The sequence below is a fragment of the Arthrobacter zhaoguopingii genome (assembly GCF_009828595.1).
Taxonomy (GTDB): domain Bacteria; phylum Actinomycetota; class Actinomycetes; order Actinomycetales; family Micrococcaceae; genus Arthrobacter_D; species Arthrobacter_D zhaoguopingii.
This window is the reverse complement of the sequence record NZ_WPNY01000002.1, coordinates 180858-200454: the sequence shown is the minus strand read 5'-3', so window position 1 is coordinate 200454 and position 19597 is coordinate 180858. Positions and strand designations below refer to the sequence as shown.

23 protein-coding genes are annotated in these 19597 nt (G+C 66.5%); 15 read left to right on the top strand and 8 right to left on the bottom strand.

What is annotated here, in order from left to right; genetic code table 11:
* Positions 1-95: 95 nt before the first annotated feature.
* Positions 96-845: a class I SAM-dependent methyltransferase gene (locus tag GVV86_RS03360; RefSeq protein ID WP_159801421.1), complete on the bottom strand. Its 750-nt coding sequence runs from the start codon at positions 843-845 to the stop codon at positions 96-98.
* Positions 846-1163: 318 nt separating this feature from the next.
* Between GVV86_RS03360 and GVV86_RS03355 the strand changes: the two genes are divergently transcribed.
* The gene (locus GVV86_RS03355; protein ID WP_201291338.1) at positions 1164-2036 is read left to right on the top strand and encodes a pentapeptide repeat-containing protein; all 873 of its coding nucleotides are present in this window, start codon (positions 1164-1166) and stop codon (positions 2034-2036) included.
* A gap of 46 nt (positions 2037-2082) precedes the next feature.
* On the opposite strand, the gene GVV86_RS03350 is transcribed toward GVV86_RS03355, so the two are convergent.
* On the bottom strand, positions 2083-2484 hold the full coding sequence (locus tag GVV86_RS03350; RefSeq protein WP_159616631.1) for a VOC family protein: 402 nt from the start codon (positions 2482-2484) through the stop codon (positions 2083-2085).
* A 207-nt stretch (positions 2485-2691) separates the two neighbouring features.
* On the opposite strand from GVV86_RS03350, the gene GVV86_RS03345 reads away from it, so the two are divergent.
* The 7 genes from GVV86_RS03345 to GVV86_RS03315 all read left to right on the top strand — a co-directional run bounded on the left by GVV86_RS03345 (position 2692) and on the right by GVV86_RS03315 (position 6860).
* Positions 2692-3021, top strand: a complete 330-nt coding sequence (locus GVV86_RS03345; RefSeq protein ID WP_159616629.1) for a PadR family transcriptional regulator — start codon at positions 2692-2694, stop codon at positions 3019-3021.
* Positions 3021-3395 carry a DUF1048 domain-containing protein gene (locus tag GVV86_RS03340; RefSeq protein WP_159801635.1) on the top strand — a complete coding sequence of 125 codons (375 nt, stop codon included), beginning with the start codon at positions 3021-3023 and terminating at the stop codon, positions 3393-3395. Before GVV86_RS03345 ends, GVV86_RS03340 begins: the two co-directional genes overlap by 1 nt.
* Positions 3385-4200: an ABC transporter ATP-binding protein gene (locus GVV86_RS03335; protein ID WP_159801419.1), complete on the top strand. Its 816-nt coding sequence runs from the start codon at positions 3385-3387 to the stop codon at positions 4198-4200. The genes GVV86_RS03340 and GVV86_RS03335 overlap by 11 nt, the downstream gene beginning before the upstream one ends.
* On the top strand, positions 4197-4958 hold the full coding sequence (locus GVV86_RS03330) for an ABC transporter permease (RefSeq protein ID WP_159801417.1): 762 nt from the start codon (positions 4197-4199) through the stop codon (positions 4956-4958). Before GVV86_RS03335 ends, GVV86_RS03330 begins: the two co-directional genes overlap by 4 nt.
* Positions 4959-5045: 87 nt before the next feature.
* The gene (locus tag GVV86_RS03325) at positions 5046-5885 is read left to right on the top strand and encodes a sigma-70 family RNA polymerase sigma factor (protein WP_159801415.1); all 840 of its coding nucleotides are present in this window, start codon (positions 5046-5048) and stop codon (positions 5883-5885) included.
* A gap of 117 nt (positions 5886-6002) precedes the next feature.
* On the top strand, positions 6003-6239 hold the full coding sequence (locus GVV86_RS03320) for a hypothetical protein (RefSeq protein WP_159616621.1): 237 nt from the start codon (positions 6003-6005) through the stop codon (positions 6237-6239).
* Positions 6240-6479: 240 nt separating this feature from the next.
* A complete protein-coding gene (locus GVV86_RS03315; RefSeq protein ID WP_159801413.1) occupies positions 6480-6860 on the top strand; it encodes a VOC family protein in 381 nt (126 codons plus the stop codon).
* A 16-nt stretch (positions 6861-6876) separates the two neighbouring features.
* Here the strand turns inward: GVV86_RS03315 and GVV86_RS03310 are convergent, their stop codons facing one another.
* A complete protein-coding gene (locus GVV86_RS03310; RefSeq protein ID WP_159801411.1) occupies positions 6877-7344 on the bottom strand; it encodes a hypothetical protein in 468 nt (155 codons plus the stop codon).
* Positions 7345-7842: 498 nt separating this feature from the next.
* Here GVV86_RS03310 and GVV86_RS03305 point away from each other — a divergent pair, with 498 nt between their 5' ends.
* The 3 genes from GVV86_RS03305 to GVV86_RS03295 all read left to right on the top strand — a co-directional run bounded on the left by GVV86_RS03305 (position 7843) and on the right by GVV86_RS03295 (position 10871).
* Positions 7843-9312, top strand: coding sequence for a glycosyltransferase family 2 protein (locus tag GVV86_RS03305; RefSeq protein ID WP_159801409.1), 1470 nt, complete (start codon positions 7843-7845; stop codon positions 9310-9312).
* Positions 9309-9530 carry a hypothetical protein gene (locus GVV86_RS03300; RefSeq protein ID WP_246199628.1) on the top strand — a complete coding sequence of 74 codons (222 nt, stop codon included), beginning with the start codon at positions 9309-9311 and terminating at the stop codon, positions 9528-9530. Before GVV86_RS03305 ends, GVV86_RS03300 begins: the two co-directional genes overlap by 4 nt.
* Positions 9531-9680: 150 nt before the next feature.
* Entirely contained in the window at positions 9681-10871 is a 1191-nt protein-coding gene (locus GVV86_RS03295; RefSeq protein ID WP_159801407.1) for a glycosyltransferase, read from the top strand.
* A 53-nt stretch (positions 10872-10924) separates the two neighbouring features.
* On the opposite strand, the gene GVV86_RS03290 is transcribed toward GVV86_RS03295, so the two are convergent.
* The 5 genes from GVV86_RS03290 to GVV86_RS03270 form a co-directional block, all read right to left on the bottom strand.
* Entirely contained in the window at positions 10925-11494 is a 570-nt protein-coding gene (locus GVV86_RS03290; RefSeq protein WP_159801405.1) for a hypothetical protein, read from the bottom strand.
* Positions 11495-11855: 361 nt separating this feature from the next.
* Positions 11856-13250, bottom strand: coding sequence for an FAD-binding oxidoreductase (locus GVV86_RS03285; RefSeq protein WP_159801403.1), 1395 nt, complete (start codon positions 13248-13250; stop codon positions 11856-11858).
* Between the two features lie 322 nt (positions 13251-13572).
* On the bottom strand, positions 13573-14997 hold the full coding sequence (locus tag GVV86_RS03280) for a dihydrolipoyl dehydrogenase family protein (RefSeq protein WP_159801401.1): 1425 nt from the start codon (positions 14995-14997) through the stop codon (positions 13573-13575).
* A gap of 102 nt (positions 14998-15099) precedes the next feature.
* The gene (locus tag GVV86_RS03275) at positions 15100-15612 is read right to left on the bottom strand and encodes a GNAT family N-acetyltransferase (protein ID WP_159616605.1); all 513 of its coding nucleotides are present in this window, start codon (positions 15610-15612) and stop codon (positions 15100-15102) included.
* Positions 15613-15707: 95 nt separating this feature from the next.
* Complete coding sequence (locus tag GVV86_RS03270; RefSeq protein WP_159801399.1) at positions 15708-16124, bottom strand: GNAT family N-acetyltransferase; 417 nt, start codon at positions 16122-16124, stop codon at positions 15708-15710.
* Positions 16125-16268: 144 nt separating this feature from the next.
* Here GVV86_RS03270 and GVV86_RS03265 point away from each other — a divergent pair, with 144 nt between their 5' ends.
* The 4 genes from GVV86_RS03265 (at position 16269) to GVV86_RS03250 (ending at position 19594) form a co-directional block, all read left to right on the top strand.
* On the top strand, positions 16269-17114 hold the full coding sequence (locus GVV86_RS03265; protein ID WP_159801397.1) for a class I SAM-dependent methyltransferase: 846 nt from the start codon (positions 16269-16271) through the stop codon (positions 17112-17114).
* Entirely contained in the window at positions 17111-17509 is a 399-nt protein-coding gene (locus GVV86_RS03260; protein WP_159801395.1) for a YunG family protein, read from the top strand. The genes GVV86_RS03265 and GVV86_RS03260 overlap by 4 nt, the downstream gene beginning before the upstream one ends.
* 122 nt (positions 17510-17631) lie before the next feature.
* Entirely contained in the window at positions 17632-18345 is a 714-nt protein-coding gene (locus tag GVV86_RS03255) for a VOC family protein (protein WP_159801393.1), read from the top strand.
* A gap of 109 nt (positions 18346-18454) precedes the next feature.
* Entirely contained in the window at positions 18455-19594 is a 1140-nt protein-coding gene (locus tag GVV86_RS03250) for a PQQ-dependent sugar dehydrogenase (protein ID WP_159616595.1), read from the top strand.
* Positions 19595-19597 lie beyond the last annotated feature (3 nt).

Sequence of the window (19597 nt, the reverse complement as noted above, 5' to 3'; positions counted from 1 at the left end):
CGGTGAAGATTGTGACGGCTCCCCGCCCGGCGAGAACCCAGGTAAGCACCAGGGTGACCACGAGCGCCCGAGCCGGAACCAGACGGAGACAAGCGCTACGGGAGGGATGCGCGTTCCACCACAATCAACGGCGTGACGTAGTGCTCGGTGACGTACCCGCCGAGGTCCTGCACGGCCCGGGTGGCCTCCTCGACCTCCGCCGCGCTCCAGTTGCTGAAGGTGCTGAAGAGGCCGTGGACCTCATCGGCGCCAAGCAGGATGCTCCACCGGAAGGTATCCGTTGAGACTTCGGCGAACAGTCCGCCCGCGGTGAGCTCCCTCACCCATCCAGCGGTATCGAGTTCATCGGGGCCGGGTCTCGCCGGCGCGCCGCGCCGTCGCCCGACAATCTGCCCGGTCCGCTCGCGGAAGCGCGTCCTGACGGCCGGATCACCAAAGGCGGTGCGCCACACGGCGAAACTACCGCCGGGCACCAGGGCGCGGTGGAGCTTCGGCAGAACTATTCCGAGATCGAGCCAGTGCACCGAGGTGGCCGCCACGGCCAGATCGAAGCCGGCCTCCGGCAGCTCGGCTTCTTCGGCCGTGCCGGCCAGCACGGTGACCTGCGGCAGGCGTGCCCGCAGCCTCCCGGCGAGGTGAGGACCGGGTTCAACGGCCGTCACGCTGAGGCCGGCCTCGACCAGGGCCGCCGTCGCCTGCCCGGAGCCGGCGCCCAGTTCGACCGCGCGCCTGCCCGGCAGCAGCAGGCCAAGGTCGCGCAGCCGCTCCCACAGTTCATCCGGATAGGGCGGGCGGAACCTCTCGTACACCGCCGCCCGCCGGTCAAAGTGCATCGGATCAACCATGGATTCCGCCTTCATCTCCCTAGTTTTATGCCTCTTTGGGTGGACGCATCAGCCGGCGTCGCATGGTGCAACGGGACCTCGAGCCGCACATCAAAGCCGCCCGGCCGGGCGGGTGTCCGGCGGAATTGCCCGTGGCGTCCGCCGTTTCGTCGGTGTATTTTGTCGGCAGTGATACTCCAATTTCCTCTGTGAGCCAGAGTTCAAGCGATTGCCCGTCGCTCCCTGGAGGGGCGGTGATTACGTGCGTCCTGGAAGGGAGCTCCGCAGCGAGTTCCCCGAGCCTCCAGCCCCTCACCGACGTCACCCCTGGAGAATCTCATGCGCCCAGCACCAATGTCCTCCACCACGGACACCCCACCTGCCCTTGACCGGCGCTCCCTGCGTCCGGATTGCACGAACTGCTTCGCCCTCTGTTGTACCGCCCTTGGTTTCTCGCGGTCCGTGGACTTCGCCGTCGACAAACCGGCCGGAATCCCATGCCGGAACCTCGCGTCCGACTTCTCCTGCACCATCCATGAGGTCCTCCGGCCGCGTGGGTTCCGCGGCTGCACCGTCTTCGACTGTTTCGGGGCGGGCCAGCACGTCTCCCAAGGACTGTTCGGAGGAATCAGCTGGGCCGCGGACCCGGAGTCGGGGAAGGACATGTGCGCCGCGTTCAAGACCGCGCGGCAGCTTCACGAGATGCTTTGGTACCTGGAAGAGGCTCAGGGCCGGACCTTCGACCCGGAGGCCCGGCATCGGGCGGGCCGGCTGAGGACGACAATCGAGGCGGCCATGGGCGGCGGGGTGCATCGGCTCCTGGGATTGAATGTTGAGGAAGTGCACGTCAGCGTCAGGGCGCTCCTCATAGAGATCAGCGAGGAAGTGCGGATGTCCTACTCTGCAGCCGGCCGCGAGCATCTCGATGCCGCGCTGGTGCCGGGCGCGGACCTGATCGGCAGGAATCTCAGGTCGAGGCGGCTGTGCGGGGCGGACCTTCGCGGTGCGTACCTGATCGGGGCGGACCTGCGGTTCAACGACCTCTCCGGCGTCGACCTGCTTGGGGCCGATCTCCGCGACGCCCACCTCGACGGCGCGGATCTCTCCCGGGCCCTGTACCTCACCCAGTCCCAACTGGACGCAGCGGGAGGCAGCCGGTCCACCCGCCTCCCGGCGGACCTGAAGGTGCCCGACCACTGGGGGGTCAGCTGATGGAGATCGACAGGCCCCGGGCCCGCTACGGCCCGGCCCATTCCAATCACTGCCCGGGTTCGTACCCGATCAGCCAGTGGACTCCGTGACGGTCGATGACCTGACCATCGGAGGCGCCCCACGGCTTCGGCGAAAGCGGGTCGACGACCTCGCCGTCGACAGCGAGCCGGTCGAACCATCCGTGGAGCGTGTCTGGTTCAGCCGTGCCGAGCAAGGAGAGCATGACGCCTTCGAACCGGACACTCTTCTCTCCCGCTGCCGCATCGGATCCGGCCAGATCGACCACGCCGCTGAGCACTCCGTGCGCTATCGCGTCCGCAGGTCCGTCGGTCCGGCCAAAGTCCTCGAAGGTGTGTAGGGAGAGCGTGCCGCCGAAAACGTCGGCGTAGAAGCCAAGCGCTTCACGGGCGGTGCCGGGGAAGCTGAGGTAGATCTGCGGGGCCGTCATGGGCACAGTCTACAAATCCGCCGCGGCAACGGTACCTGTGCGGAATCACTCCAACCCCTGCGGGAAGTCCGTTGTGGTTGATCCGGAGGATCCGCTGCGCCACTCGGCCCCTGCGTGCAGGCCATTGCGCCCGGCCGTTGCATCCCGGCTACCCAGTGTTACTATGTACCGGTACCTAGCAACAATGATTAGCGAAGTGAGGCCCCTATGGGTAAGCAAGCCACGGAGATGCTCAAGGGGGTCCTCGAGGGGATAGTGCTGGCGATGCTTTCCTCCCGGCCCGCCTACGGGTACGAGATCACGGGGTGGCTGCGGGACCAGGGCTTCACCGATATTGCCGAAGGAACCATTTACGCGCTGCTGGTGCGGATCGAACAGCGGCACCTTGTCGATGTGGAGAAAGTCCCCTCGGAGAAGGGACCTCCGCGCAAGGTGTACTCACTGAACGCTCAGGGGCAGGAATATCTCAACGAGTTCTGGAGGACCTGGAGCTTCCTCACCGAACGTCTCGAACAGCTCCGCGAAGGGAAGAAGTGATCATGGCCAACTGGATCGAGACTCTCACCGGCTCGCTCGGGCAGAAGAAGCAGTACAAGCAGTACAGGGCGCGCATCGAGGCCCTGCCCGAGCCGTATGGCGCCGTAGCGAAGGCCGTGCAGCGGTACCTCATGTACTACGGGGGCGCTACGGACGGCGAGACTCTACTGACCATGATGGGCGACTCCGTCGACCTCTGGGAACGCGCCGCCGAGGACGGCACTGCGGTGCGCGCCATCGTAGGCGAGGACCCGGTCGAGTTCGCCGAAACCTTCGCCCAGGCCTACAGCGGCAAGCAGTGGATCGACAGAGAACGCGCGCGGCTGACCAAGGCCATCGACGACGCGGAGCGGGAGGACCGCAATGACGGTTGAGACGGCCATCCGGGTGCGCGGTCTGCGGAAGTCATTCGGGGACGTGCACGTGCTGAGGGGGGTCGACCTCGACGTACCGCGGGGGAGTGTTTTCGCTCTTCTCGGCTCGAATGGCGCGGGCAAGACCACCGCGGTGAGAATACTTTCAACTCTGTTGACGGCCGATTCGGGAACGGCCACCGTTCACGGTTTCGACGTCACCGCGCAGGCGGCCGGGGTGCGGGAGGTCATCAGCCTCACCGGCCAGTTTGCCGCCGTTGACGAGATTCTCAGCGGTCGGGAGAACGTGGTGCTCGTCGCCAGACTGCGGCACCTCAAAAACGCAGGCAGGATCGCCGACGGGCTGCTTGCGCGGTTCGCGCTCGCCGACGCCGGGAGGCGCAGAGTCTCGACCTATTCCGGAGGCATGCGCCGGCGTCTTGACGTCGCGATGAGCCTGATCGGCAATCCGCCGGTGGTGTTCCTCGACGAACCAACGACGGGGCTCGACCCCGAGGGGCGCCTGGAGGTGTGGAGGACGGTGAAGGAACTCGCCCGGGGCGGCACAACTGTCCTGCTCACCACCCAGTACCTGGAAGAGGCTGAACACCTCGCCGACCGGATCGCCATCCTGCATGAGGGGCGCATCATCGCCAACGGCACCCTCGCTGAGCTGAAACAGCTCATGCCCGCAGCCACAGTCGAGTACGTCGAAAAGCAGCCGGGCCTCGAGGAGATTTTCCTGACCATCATCGGCACCGCGGGAGGCGGGCACGAGGCTGCCCGGGACGGTGCCGCCGCCTCTGACTGGAAGGAAAGAAGATGACCATACGCGCTTTCAGCGATACCGCCGTCCTGACCGGGCGGTCCCTGCGCCACATCGTGCGCAGCCCTGACACCATCATCACCACCGCTGTCATGCCCATCGCCTTCCTGCTCTTGTTCGTGTATGTCTTCGGCGGCGCCATCGACACCGGCGCCGTGTCCTACGTGAACTACCTGCTGCCCGGCATCCTGCTGATTACCGTGGCCTCGGGAATCGCCTACACCGCCTACCGGTTGTTCCTTGACCTCAAGGGCGGCATCGTCGACCGGTTCCAGTCAATGCCCATCGCACGGTCCTCCGTGCTGTGGGCGCACGTGCTCACCTCGCTGGTGGCCAACGCGGTCTCGCTCGTCGTCGTTGTGGGGGTTGCGCTGCTGATGGGTTTCCGCACCGGGGCCGGTGTCTCCTCGTGGCTTGCGGTCACCGGCATCCTGACCGCCTTCACCCTGGCGCTGACCTGGATCGCCGTGGTGGCCGGTCTCTCGGCGAAGTCGGTGGACGGCGCAAGCGCATTCTCGTATCCGCTCATTTTCCTGCCTTTCATCAGCTCCGCCTTCGTTCCCACCGAGACCATGCCCGGGCCGGTGCGCTGGTTCGCCGAGAATCAGCCGGTCACGTCGATCGTCAACACCATCCGGAGCCTCTTCGCCCAGCAGCCCGTCGGCGATGACATCTGGACTGCCGTCGGCTGGTGCGTGGGGATCCTCGTTGCCGCCTACGGCTGCTCGGCGGTGATCTACCGACGCAGGGTCAGCTGATCGCACCGCACCGACCCCCATACGGGTGCGCTGACCGGCTGCCTTTCGTCGTTTCCCTCCACCGTGAACCGCAATAGGGTGAACTCCATGGACCCGAGTGAGCAGTTCGAGGCGGAGCGCCCCCGGCTCGTCCGCATCGCTGCCGGTCTGCTCGATGATCGGGCCGAGGCCGAGGACATCGTTCAGCAGGCCTGGCTGCGGTTCGACGGCACGGGGGCCGAAATCGCCAGCGTGCCCGCCTGGCTCACCGTCGTGACGACACGGCTGTGCCTGGACCGTCTCCGCGCCAAGGTTCCCGAGCCCACCGAACCGATGCAGCTGCCCGAGGCACAGTTTGCACCGGACCCGGCCGAACGGGTGGTGCTGGCCGATTCGGTCGGAGTCGCGCTGCAGGTGGTCCTCGAGCGCTTGTCGCCTGCGGAGCGGGTCGCGTTCGTGCTGCATGACACCTTCAGCGTGGACTTCCACACCATCGCGTCCGTCCTCGATGTCTCATCGATGGCTGCCCGCAAGCTGGCCTCACGGGCGCGGTCGAAGGTGTCGGAGGTGGCGCCGCAGGGGACGCCGGCCGACTGGGAAGTGGTCGATGCCTTCCTGTCCGCCGCCAGGGGCGGCAACTTCGCGCGCCTAGTCCATCTCCTGGCACCCGACGTCCTGGTCACCGCCGACGCCGAGGCCATCGCTGCGGGTACTCCGCACCGGCTTCAGGGTCGGAATGAAGTCGCCGCGATGTTCGACGGCGCGGCCAAGGCCGCCCTGCCGGTCTTCTTCGGCGACCGACCCGGCGCGGCCTGGTTCCACCGCGGCCAGGCCCGCGTGGTCTTTGACTTCATCGTCGCAAAAGGGGTTGTCCAGGCGATCACCTTCCGCGCGCAGCCGGACGTGCTGGCATCGCTGACGCGGCGGGAGGCTGCGGCGCGCAGGTGATCCGCAGGCTTCTCGAACGTCCGGTGCCCGGTGGTCACATTTGCGGCGCGGCATCCGTCATAGAGACAGGACTCGCGATGCGGTCCCAGACCCAACCGACAGAAGAAGGAACCCGCGATGAAAACCATGACCTGCAAACAGCTAGGCGGCCCCTGCGACTTGGCGCTGAGCGGAGACACCGCCGACGACGTCATTCAGGCCCAGGACCGGCACCTCCGGGAGGCCGTGAAATCCGGGGACTCCACCCATCAGGAGGCCCACGACGCGATGAAGGGGCGGTGGAGGAACCCGGTCAAGGGGATGGGGTGGTACCGCGACACCAAGAAGGCCTTCGCATCGCTTCCCGAAGGCTGAGACCGCCCAGCGCAGGCGCGGAACGCGGGGGAGGGCCAGAACGGCCGGTTCCGACGTTCCGCGCCGCAGCTGCCCGCTCCCCGCCACCGCCTGCAGGGGTTGGCCCGTAGCCCACCCCGCGCGAAGATGAGGAAGTCACCGTGATGATCCCCCGGGAAGCGGTCGAACGATCAGCGGCACGGACGTCGTTGCGTGTTCGAAGGCGTTGGACCGCGCAGCCCAAGAACGAGGAGCCAGTCCATGCACCGCAGCCGCCTGTCCACCATCCTGATCGACGCCCCGTCCGACCAGGCCGATGCAAGCACCAGCTTCTGGTCGAGTGCGCTCGGGGTTCCGGCCCAGAGTCCTTCCGGGGAACCGCAGTTTCGAACCCTGAAGGACTGCGTGCCGAACCTTGTCGTCGCGGTGCAGTCTGTCGAGGACTCCGTCCGCTACCACGTGGACATCGAGACGGATGACGTTCCGGCGGAGGTGGCCCGGCTGACCGCCCTGGGCGCCGTGGAGGTCTCGAGCTGGCAGGGGTGCCATACGCTCCGTGCCCCCGGCGGCCACCTGCTGTGCGTCCTTCCGGTCCACAGCGACGAGGGGACGTTCAGCGCCCTGGCCCGCACCTGGTCATGACAACACGTCGGCGTGACTACATCGCCGCGGCCGTGAGGTCGTCGAAGAACCGCGACTTGTCCGCTTCGACGTCCGTGCTGGTCCGCTTCAGGAGGTTGTACTGCTCCCGCGCAGCGGCGCTCTGTCCCATCCGTTCCCAGGACCGGACGAACCTCACGTCGTGTCCGGAACCGACAACGGTGACAGCCACACCGACCGGAGGGATCGAGGCCCTCTCAAAGACGGCGAACCAGGAGGTCCAGATCTCTGTCCGGGCAGCAGCGAAAAGGCACGGAAGCCGGGAGATTGCCACCGGGAAGTCGTCTGCCGTCACCTGGAGGTGAAGGTCGATATCCCCTTTGGTGAGGAGGCCCGCCAAGCTGCTTCCGCCGGTAAGGAGCAGGTCTCCCGGCACTCCTTCGGAGATCAGCTTCCTGCGCTCCTCGGCGAGCGCGGCGACCGCCTGCTCGACAGTTTCCGGTGTGGTGAGTTGCCAGCGAGTCACGGCGTGTTCCTTTCGGGCGCGCACCCGCACGCGGGAACAGCGGGTTTGCACGACAGGTCGGTTCAACAATTGTGCCCGGCGCCTCGGGGGCAGCTCCGCGACCGGCCGGCTCCATCCCGGACCGCTCCCGGCGCCCCGGCGGAGGGACCCGACGGCAGGGCCAGCGGCTCGTCGGCTGGGAGCCGCGGCCCGCTTTGCCGTGGCTGTCTGGCGGAATGGGATGCATTTCGGTACCGTGAGCAGGCCGGGAAGGAAGTACCCGCCGCACCGCTGGGGTGGGGCGGACCTGGCAATCCGAGAAGCTGCGCTCCGCAGCGCGTGCGAAAAGGTCTCAATCTCATGAATGCTCAGGCGCTTCATCCTGCCCGTAGTGGTCACCGGCCGGCTGCCGGCTGACGATCCGTGGACACGACGAAAACCCACCCGCCCCGCACCCCAGAGCCGCGCCCGCACCGGCAGCCCGCTCCTGATTCCGCTTCCACGCCCTCGGGGGAGAGGATGTCCTCTCTCCGGACCGCCTCGGGCCCGGCAGCGAGGGGACGCTTCCACCGGACGGTGGGCCTAATCATCGCCGTGCTCGCGGCCGGAGCGGCAGCCGCCCTGTGGGCGGCCGTGGCCGTCGGCGGGCCGTCCCAGGTGGAGGGTCCGGCCAGCGGCGTCATCCTGGGGTTATGGCGCGTGCTGTACAACACGGACACACCCCCCGTCCGCGTACTGGCCATCGCCATGGCCCTGGCGGTGCTTCTGGCGGCCGGCGTGGCGCTGCTTGAACAGCGCATCGCGACGCGGTCGCGTCGTTCGGCCAATCCGGTCAGCACTCCGCTGGCGCCGCGCATCGTGATGGCCGCGACAAGGGGTATCTATTCCGGCCCGGTCACTGTCACCGTGCTGATCCCGGCGCACAACGAGGAGGCCTCGCTGCCGGCCACCATCGCCTCGCTCCGGACCCAGTCGCACCCCCCGGAGCGGATCATCGTTGTTGCGGACAACTGCACCGACGCCACGGTCGCACTGGCGCGCCGCGCCGGGGTCGAGGTGTTCGAGTCGGTCAACAACAGCCGGAAAAAGGCCGGAGCCCTGAATCAGGCGCTCACCCGGATCCTCCCGGGTCAGGGCCCCAACGACGTGGTCATGGTCATGGACGCCGATACCCGGATCGACGACGGATTTCTTGCGGCGGCCGTACAGCGCTTCACCGATGACCGGGCGCTGATGGCGGTCGGCGGCCTGTTCTACGGAGAGCAGGGACACGGACTGCTGGGCCAGTTCCAGCGCAACGAGTACATCCGCTACAGCCGGCAAATCCGGCGCCGAGGCGGACGGGTGTTCGTGCTGACCGGGACGGCGTCGCTCTTCCGTCCTGCCGCATTGAGAACCGTCGCCGAGCAAAGGGGAATCTCGATCCCCGGCACCAACGGGGACGTCTACGATACGGCGGCCCTCACCGAGGACAATGAGCTGACGATCGCGCTGAAGTCCCTGGGCGCGCTGATCATCTCCCCGCACCAATGCACTGTTGTCACCGAACTGATGCCCAGCTGGTCCATGCTGTGGGCCCAGCGGCTCCGGTGGCAGCGCGGGGCCCTTGAAAACATCGGCGCCTACGGTGTAACGCCGCAGACCCTGCGGTACTGGGTGCAGCAGCTCGGCATCGGGTACGGGGTCATCGCGCTCGGCTCCTACCTGCTGCTCGGACTCCTGATGGTGCTTTCCCTCGATGAGTGGGTCTGGTTTCCGTTCTGGCTGGGCCTTGGCGCCCTGTTCATGGTCGAACGGGTGTGCACCGTCTGGAAGGGCGGCTGGCATGCCCGCCTGCTGGCCGCAACTCTTCTGCCCGAACTCTGCTTCGATATGTTCCTCAACGTCGTCTACGTGAAAGGCATCATCGATATCTCCCTTGGCCGTGCCGCGGACTGGAAGCACGTTCCCCACACCAGCGCCCTGGACGGACAGGAGGCGGCATTGTGATTGCTGCCCCGTACCTGCCCACCGGGCTTGTCTTCCCCGAATCGATCCTGCACAGCGAACTGTTCGCCGTTTTGGCCACCTTCGTGGCCATCAACACCGTTATGTACGCAGCACTGGCCATCGTGAAGGTGCTGCCGAAGGTCTACGCACCCGGGTGGATGCGCTCACGGGGGGAACGCAGCGAAACCCGCAGCATCCACCCCGACATGCCCTCCTGACCGGACTAGGCTCAGCTGCTGCGGTCATCCCGATGCCCGTCCTTGCCGTCCCACCATGAGGAGCGGAATGCTAAGGGGACGACCCGGTATAGCTGCAGTCGTTCAGCGCATTCCGCTGAGGGATGGTTCGAGGATGTTGAAGGGGATGCAATGAGGCTTCTGCTGGTGACCGCGGGGACGCGGGGCGACGTCGACCCCTTTGTGGTGCTTGCCCGTCGGGCGCTGCGGGCAGGGCATGAGGTGCGCCTCGTTGTGCCGGACAATTCCGGAGTGGACACCTCGGACATCGACGTCTCCAGTCTTGGGGTCGATTACACCCAGTTGATCAAGCAGCAGGGCGTTTCCATCGGTGCTGCGCTTCGCTCGTACCGCTCAGTGGTGCGCCCGGTCATGCACGGCGTACTGATCGAGTCAGCGAAAGCGGCTCTTGAATATTCCCCCGACGTGCTGGTGGCGCACCCCAAGATCCTCTCGGCGCCGCTGGTTGCCGAGGCACTCGGAATTCCCTTCGTGTGGGTCGAAATGGTGCCGGTGCTGACCCCAACGCTCGCGTTCCCAGCCGCGGGAACCATCAGCCGAAACCTGGGCCCACTCAACCGGTACACCTACCGGGCTGCCGCCGGGAGCGCGGCCATGTTCCGTCGGGATCTTGCGGAGGTGGCGAAGCTCGTTGGCAACCGAGGCGGCCGCAGTGCGCCGCCGGCGGCAACGCTGATGCCTATCAGCCCGGCGGTCCTGCAGCGCCCTCCGGACTGGCCGGCCACTGTCCACCTCACCGGACCGTGGCGACCGCCAGCGGAAGGCGTCCTCCCCGATCACGTCGCAGATTTCATTGCGGGCGGGGACTTCGTCTATGCCGGGTTCGGTTCAATGGCTGCCGGGGATCCAGTCGCCCGAGCACGGGCGGTGGTGGGCGGTATCCGCAGGACCGGAGCGCGTTCCCTCATAGCTGCCGGATTGGGCGGCCTGTCCGTTCCCCCTGAGGTGCTCGATGACGATGTGCTCGTGACCGATTCCGTCGCCCATGACCTCGTCCTGCCCCTCGCAGGGGCTGCCGTACACCACGGTGGGATCGGGACCGTTCAGGCTGCTCTGGCAGCCGGAACCGTATCGGTCATCGTGCCGTTCATCGCAGACCAGCCCTTTTGGGGGGCCCGGGTGCATGAACGCGGGCTCGGCCCTACGCCCATTCGACAGCGGGCGCTTACCTCGGGCCGCCTTGCGGCGGCCCTGTCCCGGGTGGGGGAGTACCGCCCAGCGGCGCGGCGCGCGGCGCGCGCCATGGCAGCTGAGGACGGGCCAGGCACGGCTGTGGGCATTCTCGAGACCCTCAACCGCTGAGTTCGATCCGCTGGTTGATCGGCACCCGCTGCCGGCCGGGACGACGCATGGTTCTACGGAGGGGCGTCGTCGACGTCCACGTCGCCTCGGAGACCGAGCCCGCGCAGATAAAGCGGGTCACCGGCCACCTCGAAAGGGCGCTGACCAACAGTGAAACCCACCGCTTGGAACATTTGCTCAAGTTCGGGTGCCTCCCTCGGCCGGAGCGGCCGGGCCCCAAGCGGTCTTGGAGACAGGATGTGCAGCAGCGCGCCGACCGGTCCGCCGGTGCGTCCCCGCAACTGCTGGAACCGGAACCCCGAGTCCGTGAGGGCGAGGTATCCCGCCCGCCAGCCGCTGTTCGGAACTGCCCCTGCCTCGTCGGGGTAGCGAACGACCGCTTCAAAGACTCCCCGGGCAATATTGGCCTCGATCCGGCGAAGTCGCTGCTTCCGCCCGGCCCTGCGCACCAGCAGGGCCGCTACCATGGCCGGCACCACGGCAACCGCCGCTGCGGTCCCCAAGCCCAGCTCATCCCGGAGCATCGTCCAAGGAAAAAAGACAGCGGCGCTAAACCAGTAGGGCGAGGACACCCACAGCTTCTCCCAGATGCCCGGAGGCAGCAGGGCGGCGTCGGCGTCCATCAGGCGAGCCTAGACGAAACAGGTCGCCCATGGGGCACAGATGGACTGCGTTCCGCTGTGCTTCCGTAGGCGCCGGCCCAACGGTTTCCGCGGTGGGCCCGCACACGGCTGGCTAAGGATCGTCGGCCCCCCGGTCACCGTCCCGGGCCATTCTCGGAACAGTGACCACGAACCAAATGATGCCTAGGTAGAACAAAGTGCCCGCAATCACCGCCGGTACCGGACCGAAGGCGGCGTCCACAAGCAGGGCCATCGGCGGTGGGAAAACCAGGAGAAGCAGGCGCCATGTCGTCAGTTCACGGCCGGTGATATTCCAGTTCCGCTTATTCGACCGTCCGTTGGGTTCCCTCATCTTTGGAGACTACATTTTGCCGGATCCGTCCGCTGCGACGTGGCCAGAGAAGATGCCGCGGGGATCGTAGGCCTCGCCCACCTCAGCGAGCCGGGCGCGGATGTCGGCGGGCCACGAGCTCACGGCCGCCTCGCCAGGCTTCGCCTGGAAATTGATCAGCGTTGTTTCCGACAGCCATGGAGCGAGCCGGCCGGTGATACCCTCCATCGCCTGGGGCAGGGCCGATGCGAACAGGCTCGGATCGGGAAGTCCGGCCAGCAGGAGCGAATAATCCGCGCTGCGTCCGCCCACAGCGCTGCCCTCGGGCACGTCACGGCGGGTGGCACCGCCGAGGTGGCGGACCTCTGCCGCTACCACCGGGACGTCGACATCGGGACCAACGGTTTCCAGGATCGCCTCGGCGAAACCGGCGTCGGCATGGGTCAGCAGCCGCTGGACATTGCCGTCCCAGAGGGGAATGGGGTCCGCCGGGTCATTGTGGATCGAGCCGATGTCTGAGGCCGCCATGTCGCCGACAGCATCGATGAGTGCCGGTGCAACGCGGCGCAGCGGCGCGAGCAGCCGCCGGCCCTCGGACGATTCCCCGACATACGCCACCCGGAGGTGCAGGGCTGTCTTCCCGCGCAGGGGTTCCGGGATGAACTCAAGCGGCGGGAACCGAACGATAGCCGCGGACGACGTGAGGGCCTCCGGCACGGTCTTCGTCCATTCAAGCCACGCCGTGAACACCGTTCCGACGTGCTCGGGGTCAAAAAATATCGAGCCGCCGTAGAGCGTTTCCAGTGGCACGAGTTCGAGTTCCATGGCAGTGACCACGCCGAGGCCGCCCTTACCGCCGCGCAGCGCCCAAAAGAGGTCGGGGGAGTGCGTGGCATCGGCGTGGACAAGCTCACCCTCGGCCGTGACGACACGGAAGGAACGGACCCAGTCGGAGGACATCCCGAAGGTGCGGGCGAGGGGCCCGACGCCTCCGCCGAGAATGTAGCCGATCGCTCCGACGCTGGTTGACGATCCGACGACGGGTGCCAGTCCGTGCGCGGCCGCGGCGGCAACGATATCGCTGACTCGATGGCCGGCCGCCACGGTGGCGGTCCGTCCCTCAACGTCCACAGCCACCTCGCCCGCGAGTCTGGAGGTCGTCAGCATGAGCCCTTCCGTCACATCGACATAGGATCCGTGGCCCGTCGCGAAGACAGTGAGGGGCAGGGAGTGCTCTGTGGCGAAGCGGACGGCGGCCGCCACGTCGGCCTCGGATTCGGCCCCAACGACGAGGTCCGGATCGTGTGTGACGAGAACGTTGTAGGCGGCGACCTCCGCGGCCAGGGCGTCGTCGCCGCGTGCGAATACCGGACCGGAGACGAGAGTCCGCAGTAGGTTGAGCTGGTGGCGTGATACTTCTGCCATGGGTGGGCCTTTCAAGAAGAATGAGGGCATATTCCTGGGTGGAGTGTTCGGATGGGCGCCGGTCGCCTGGCCACCGCGTTGGCTGTCGGCTTCCCGCCGGCAACAGGCGCGCAGCGGTTTCTTGTCTACCTGTTCAATTATACAGATAGTTTCCACGGAAGGTTTCAGGGCGTCCGCCGATCGGCCCTGCGGGCAGTAGGAGGACAGGCGTGGGGGCAGCGTAGTTGAACGGGCCCGGACGCCTCGCCGCCGCGGGCCGTGAACCGCGAGCGGCCGATTCCACTTGATGCAGGGCGGGACTCGAAGGGGGCCCGCCGGGCGCCTATGCCGCCTCGGCGCCCGAACCTGCCTGCGCGTCGCTGCGTACGATGACGCCGATCACGTCGTTGAAGGCCTCGGTGGAACTTGGGTGGGTGTAGATCGAATCCTGCAGTTGCGTCGCCGTGGTGCCGCTGCGCATCGCGAGGGCAACCACATTGATCATTTCCTGCGAGTCGACGCTGAGCAGCGCGGCGCCGAGAATCAGGTCCGTGTCGAGATCGATGATGAACTTCATGATCCCCCGCGTCTCCTCGACGATGTAGGCCCGCGGCATGGCGAAAATCTCGCCGACGTTCTGGCTGCCCACCTTGATGCGGTGGCCGGCGGCCCGCGCTTCCCTCTCGGTGAGGCCAACCGTCGCGAGTGGCGGTGAAATGAAGAGCGTGCGGGGGACGGAGTGGCGGTCGGCGGTGCTGCGCTTTCCCTCGCCGATCAGCTGGTCGAGCACAATGCGGGCGTCATCGAGTGAGACATAGGTGAACTGAGGTCCGCCGTTGACGTCACCCAGGGCGAAAATGTGGGGCTGGCTTGTCCGGAGGTGCTCATCCACAACGACCGCGCCCCGCGGCGTGGTGCTCACGCCGGCAGCGTCAAGACCGAGGCCCTTCGTTGCCGGTGCGCGGCCGGTCGCAGGGAGGACCGCGTCCGCTTCGACCGTAAACTGCTTGCCGTTGCTCTCGTAGGTGACAACCGCGCCGCCGCCGCCGTCCCGGATTTCGAGCACGTTGGCGTTCGTGACGATGTTGATGCCCTCGTTCTCGAAGATGCTGATGGCGGTCTGGGCGACATCATCGTCCTCACGCCGAAGGATCTGGGATGTCATTTCGAGGATCGTGACCTCGGAGCCGAACGTCCGATAGACGGCGCCGAGTTCAAGGCCCAGGTATCCGCCCCCAATGATGACGAGGTGGGCAGGTAGATCCGTTCGGTGGATGAGGTCGGTGCTCGTGATGACATGGGTGCTGTCCCGGATGCCCTCGATGTTCGGAATGATCGGTTCCGAGCCGGTATTGATCAGGATTGTGTCCCCCGTGACCGTCACCCGGCGGCCGTCGACGTCGACGCTCACGGTGTGCGGGTCGACGAACGTTCCTTTTCCCGTGAGGATCGTCAGGGAATCGTGGGCGTCCAGGACGTCATAATTGATGTCACGGAACGATGAGGTGAGCTGGTGCACGGTGGTCACCGAGCGTCGGTACCAGTCTCCGGGGGAGTCCTCTTCCCGACGATTGTGCGCGTGGTAGACCAGCGCCTTGGTAGGCACGCAGCCGACATTGGGGCAGGTTCCGCCGTACATCAGGGGCGACTGCTCGATGAGGACCACCCGTCTGCCGAGATGCCCGAGCGTCGACGCAGCGGTCTTCCCGCCCTTGCCGAAACCGATCACGATGACGTCCGCGGCGATGGTGCTCGGTGTGGTGTCCATGCTCCAAGGATGGTCCTGTGCTGGACCTGGACACCAGCACAATGCAGCTTATTACTGCCCGGACTGCTGCCTCGAGGCTGAGGGTGCGGCGGGCCCTCAGGGTCAATCCACCTGGAATTTGAACCCACGGTGCGATCCGACGAACCCTAGTCGTTCGTAGAAGCGGTGGGCATCCTCACGTTCCTGGTCGGAGGTGAGCTGTACGAGGGAGGCCCCGGTTGCTGCTGCCGCCGTCGTGGTGACCCAGCGCATCACCGCCGAACCAATGCCGCTGGAGCGTTCGATGCTGCGGACGCGCACGGCTTCCACCAGAAGCCGGGTGGCGCCGCGGCGGGAGAGACCGGGAATGCGGGTGAGCTGCATTGTGGCGACGGGCTCGCCGGCGTCGTTGACGACAAGGAGGACCTCGTTGGAGGAGTCCGACATCAACTCCTTGAGCGCGGAGCGGTACGCCGCGGTGTCCAATTCCTCGGCCCGGTCTCCCCGGACCGCGCTGATCGGGTCGTCGGCGAGGAGAGAGATGAGCGCGCCGAGGTCACTCTCCGCAACCCGCCGGAGCGTGAACGTTCGATGGTTGGTGCGAAGGACGTCGGGAAGGATCAAGGCTGTGATCACAGCCTCAGCATTCCATGGACAAGGCAATGCCGCTTCCTGCCCAGCGGGACCGATCCGGATGCGGCGGGAACCGCGCGGCGCAGGTAGGCCGGGCGTTATCGGGTACGGGTCATCAGTCTGGACGGGTCGGCCAGCGGGGTGAAGCCGAATTGGGCATAGAGCCCGTGAGCGTCACCAGTGGACAGGAGGATCCGCTTCAATCCCAGCGCTTCAAGATCATCAATGACACCGGCCGTCAGCATCTTGCCGATTCCTTGTCCCCGTACTTCTGCCGCGACAAACACATCGCAGAGCCAGGCGAACGTGACGCCGTCGGTGATGACACGGCCATATGCGACCTGCTCCCCGGTCTCGGCGTCGTACACGCCGTAGTACCGGGAAGCATCTATAGCCTCATCCTGGCTCCGGCGGGCCCGGCCCGTGGCCCAGTAGGACTGCTCACTGAGCCACCGGTGGACGCGGCCGCGATCGATCCTGCTGGTAGCCGTCGAAAAGAGATAGCGATTGCTCATGACAACACCCTAGAGGGGCGGGGTGGGCCGCCGGCCTACGTACGGGCCGCTGCCGGTCGTCGGGTCCGTGAGGGAAACCACGACGGAGTGAAGGATGACCCGAATGTGCAGGGGTCGTGGCAGTCCTCTGCATAAACTCGCTAAATGGATACGAGCCGGATGGCGATCGATTGGGATGTCGCACGCGAAAGCAACCGTGCCAACTGGGAAGACCGGGTGCCCCTGCACGAAGAGGCCTACGGGATTGAGCAGCTGGATGATCCCAACTACCTGACCCCCGTCGTGCGCATGGACCTGGCGGCGCTCTCACCCCTCCTGCCGGATGGAGCGGTCTCCGGCCTCGATGTGTGTCATCTGCAGTGCCATATCGGTACGGACACGCTTTCGCTGGCGAGGGCAGGCGCCCGGGTCACCGGCGTTGACTTCTCTCCGGCCGCCCTGCGATCCGCAGCCGGCGTAGCGGATCGGCTCGGCATCGATGCGACGTGGGTCGAAAGCGATGTTCTGGAGGCCCGTGCCGCTGTGACCGGGGACTTCGACCTTGTCTACACCAGCATTGGAACCATCAACTGGTTGCCGGACCTGGGCCGCTGGGCGAGCCAGGTGGCAGCGCTTCTTCGAAATGGAGGATCGTTCTACATCAGGGATGGGCACCCTGCTCTCTACTCCATCGACGAGCACGCAGACGGGTTGCAGCTTCGCTACCCATACTTCGGCAACGGCCAGGCTCAGCTATGGGACGACGCGACCACGTACGCCGGAGACGGCAAGGTGGAGCACCAGCGGACGTATCAGTGGGCGCATCCCTTGTCCGAGATCATAAACGCACTCATTGGGGCAGGCCTTCAGTTACTTCGTGTCGAGGAGGGCGCAACGCTGCCGTGGAAATTCTCTCCCCGCATGGTCGAGGTGCCCGGCGGTTTCGCCTGGCCGGTAGGCGAGCGCGACCTCGTACCATGCACGTTTACGGTCATTGCGCGGAAGCCATGACTTTTACGCTGCTCCAGCTTGAGCAGGCCTTCCGCCGGTCCTGGAGCGCAGACACGACGTGCCTCGATGCCGCCCGCCTCGCGCAGTGGAGGCCGGACGACCCGGCCCGCGGACAGTGCGGGCCAACCGCCCTCGTCATTCAGGACCTTTTAGGCGGCGACCTCCTCATGGCTGATGTCACCGGAGGGGGTGAGGAGGACGAGGTCCACTATTGGAACCGTTTCGCCAGCGGCCTGGAGATCGACCTGACCCGCGAACAGTTTCAACCCCACCGCATGATCGCGGCGCCGCGCGTCGTCGTCCGACCGGCAGGCGGGCCGCGCGCATACGCGGAGGAGTACCGGCTGCTCCGTTCAAGGGTGCTGTCCGCGCTCGCCGACCCAAGGATTCAGTGAGCGATGATCGGCCGACCCCACTAGGTACGGTTCCAGCGCCGTCGCCGATCGTCCGAAGGCGTGCGCGAACGCATTGCGTGATGGCTTGAGGCACCATCCTCTGCGGGCTTACGGTGTGAATTATGTATTTGGAAAACCTCGTCTTCGACGCAGCCGAGCCGCAGCGGCTGGGCAGGTTCTGGGAGGCAGTCATTGGCGGTGAGCGGCTCACCGACGAGTCTGACGCTTTCGAGACGCGGCTGGCGGTCGAGGGAGGGCCGGTGCTGGATCTGTGCTTCCAGCGCGTCACCGAACCTCCTTCCGATGAAACTCCCCGGCTCCACCTGGACCTTGCCGGTGGAGCGCGCCAGGCCGAAGAGGTTGATCGGCTGCTTGCGCTGGGTGCACGACACCTGGACATCGGCCAGGGCGACGTGCCATGGGTGGTACTTGCCGACCCCGAGGGAAATCCCTGCTGCGTCATGGAGGATCGGAGTGCATACGTCGGCTCCGGGCCGATTGCAGCGCTTCCGCTGGACTCCGCCGATCCGAATCGCGACCTGGAGTTTTGGTCCTGGCTGACCGGTTGGACCCCGGGGCCCGGAACCTCCCTCCGCCATCCATCGCTGCGGGGGCCTCTCCTTGAGTTGTGCCCCGAGGTGGTTCCCAAGGGACCGGAAAAGAACCGGCTTCACCTCGACATCCGGCTGGAGGCCGGAGACAATCCGGATGCGGTCGCGGCAGGCATCGCGGAACGCGGCGGCCGGGAGCTCCACCCAGGCTGGGGTGACCTGCCGTGGCGCCTCTATGCCGATCCATCGGGCAACGAGCTGTGCGTGCTGCCGGCGCGGTCGTGAGGCACGGCCACACGCACGCTCATCCGGCTCTCGGGCCGGCCGCTCCCCGCCGATTTCGCCGGGACAATCCGATCACCGATACCGCAGGCGCAGGAGCAGCATGAGGATCATGGACACGGCAACCCGGCACCTCGTCTGTCTCACGACGGCGGTGCTCCTGACCTCCTGCACCGGCACGGGGGACAGCCCCGCTCCCGCCGCCACCCCCGGGCCTGACGCACCTGCGTCGACGGCCTCGCCCGCAGCGGCCGTGACGGCAGGACCTTCCGAGCCCGGTCAGACACCAGGCTCGGAGGGTCCCCGGGTCGTCACTGGCGGGCTTGAAGCGCCCTGGTCCGTAGTCCTCCTGGACGGGGTGGCGTTGGTCAGTGAGCGTGACAGCTCCCGGATCCTCGAGATCTCCGCCGACGGCGCGCAGCGCGTCGCCGCGACCATCGAGGGGGTCACGGGCACGGGGGAGGGAGGCCTGCTGGGGCTGGCTGTGGATACTGAGCGGCGACTCTACGTGTATTCCACCGCAGCCGACGGCAACCGCATCCAACGATTCCCCATCACCGGGGCTCCGGGCGCGTTGGAACTTGGCGAAGCCGAAACCATCCTCTCGGGCATCCCAGCGGCGAGGAACCACGACGGCGGGCGCATCGCCTTCGGTCCCGACGGCATGCTGTATGCCACCACCGGAGATGCGGGCCAACCCGATGTCGCACAGGACCGGACATCGTTGGGCGGGAAAATCCTTCGGATGGAAGCGGACGGCAGTGTCCCTGAGGACAATCCATTTCCCGGCTCCCTTGTCTACAGCTACGGCCACCGGAACCCGCAGGGACTCACCTGGGACGACGCCGGCACCCTCTATGCCGCTGAGTTCGGGCAGAACACCTGGGACGAACTGAACGTCATCACACCCGGATCAAACTATGGGTGGCCGCTCGTTGAAGGCATCGCGGGGTCGGAGGCATTCACAGACCCCGTCCAGCAGTGGACACCGGAAACGGCCAGCCCCAGCGGCATCACCCATCTCAACGGGACGATCTACATCGCAAATCTCCGCGGGCGGGTTCTGCGCGCCGTGCCGGTCGAGGACCTCAGCACGTCAATCGAACTTTATGCCGGCGAATACGGTCGGATCCGCGACGTCATCCGCGGGCCCCAGAACACCCTGTGGATCCTCACCAGCAACACTGACGGTCGCGGCAGCCCGAGCGCAGACGACGACCGCCTCATCAGTATTCCACCGGAACTGCCGTAGACC

Excerpts from the sequence above, each read along its gene's own strand:
- GVV86_RS03360 (WP_159801421.1), bottom strand. The coding sequence starts at position 845 with ATGGTTGATCCGATGCACTTTGACCGGCGGGCGGCGGTGTACGAGAGG.
- GVV86_RS03355 (WP_201291338.1), top strand. The coding sequence starts at position 1,164 with ATGCGCCCAGCACCAATGTCCTCCACCACGGACACCCCACCTGCCCTT.
- GVV86_RS03350 (WP_159616631.1), bottom strand. The coding sequence starts at position 2,484 with ATGACGGCCCCGCAGATCTACCTCAGCTTCCCCGGCACCGCCCGTGAA.
- GVV86_RS03345 (WP_159616629.1), top strand. The coding sequence starts at position 2,692 with ATGGGTAAGCAAGCCACGGAGATGCTCAAGGGGGTCCTCGAGGGGATA.
- GVV86_RS03335 (WP_159801419.1), top strand. The coding sequence starts at position 3,385 with ATGACGGTTGAGACGGCCATCCGGGTGCGCGGTCTGCGGAAGTCATTC.
- GVV86_RS03330 (WP_159801417.1), top strand. The coding sequence starts at position 4,197 with ATGACCATACGCGCTTTCAGCGATACCGCCGTCCTGACCGGGCGGTCC.
- GVV86_RS03325 (WP_159801415.1), top strand. The coding sequence starts at position 5,046 with ATGGACCCGAGTGAGCAGTTCGAGGCGGAGCGCCCCCGGCTCGTCCGC.
- GVV86_RS03320 (WP_159616621.1), top strand. The coding sequence starts at position 6,003 with ATGAAAACCATGACCTGCAAACAGCTAGGCGGCCCCTGCGACTTGGCG.
- GVV86_RS03315 (WP_159801413.1), top strand. The coding sequence starts at position 6,480 with ATGCACCGCAGCCGCCTGTCCACCATCCTGATCGACGCCCCGTCCGAC.
- GVV86_RS03305 (WP_159801409.1), top strand. The coding sequence starts at position 7,843 with ATGTCCTCTCTCCGGACCGCCTCGGGCCCGGCAGCGAGGGGACGCTTC.
- GVV86_RS03295 (WP_159801407.1), top strand. The coding sequence starts at position 9,681 with ATGAGGCTTCTGCTGGTGACCGCGGGGACGCGGGGCGACGTCGACCCC.
- GVV86_RS03290 (WP_159801405.1), bottom strand. The coding sequence starts at position 11,494 with ATGGACGCCGACGCCGCCCTGCTGCCTCCGGGCATCTGGGAGAAGCTG.
- GVV86_RS03285 (WP_159801403.1), bottom strand. The coding sequence starts at position 13,250 with ATGGCAGAAGTATCACGCCACCAGCTCAACCTACTGCGGACTCTCGTC.
- GVV86_RS03280 (WP_159801401.1), bottom strand. The coding sequence starts at position 14,997 with ATGGACACCACACCGAGCACCATCGCCGCGGACGTCATCGTGATCGGT.
- GVV86_RS03270 (WP_159801399.1), bottom strand. The coding sequence starts at position 16,124 with ATGAGCAATCGCTATCTCTTTTCGACGGCTACCAGCAGGATCGATCGC.
- GVV86_RS03265 (WP_159801397.1), top strand. The coding sequence starts at position 16,269 with ATGGATACGAGCCGGATGGCGATCGATTGGGATGTCGCACGCGAAAGC.
- GVV86_RS03260 (WP_159801395.1), top strand. The coding sequence starts at position 17,111 with ATGACTTTTACGCTGCTCCAGCTTGAGCAGGCCTTCCGCCGGTCCTGG.
- GVV86_RS03255 (WP_159801393.1), top strand. The coding sequence starts at position 17,632 with ATGTATTTGGAAAACCTCGTCTTCGACGCAGCCGAGCCGCAGCGGCTG.
- GVV86_RS03250 (WP_159616595.1), top strand. The coding sequence starts at position 18,455 with ATGGACACGGCAACCCGGCACCTCGTCTGTCTCACGACGGCGGTGCTC.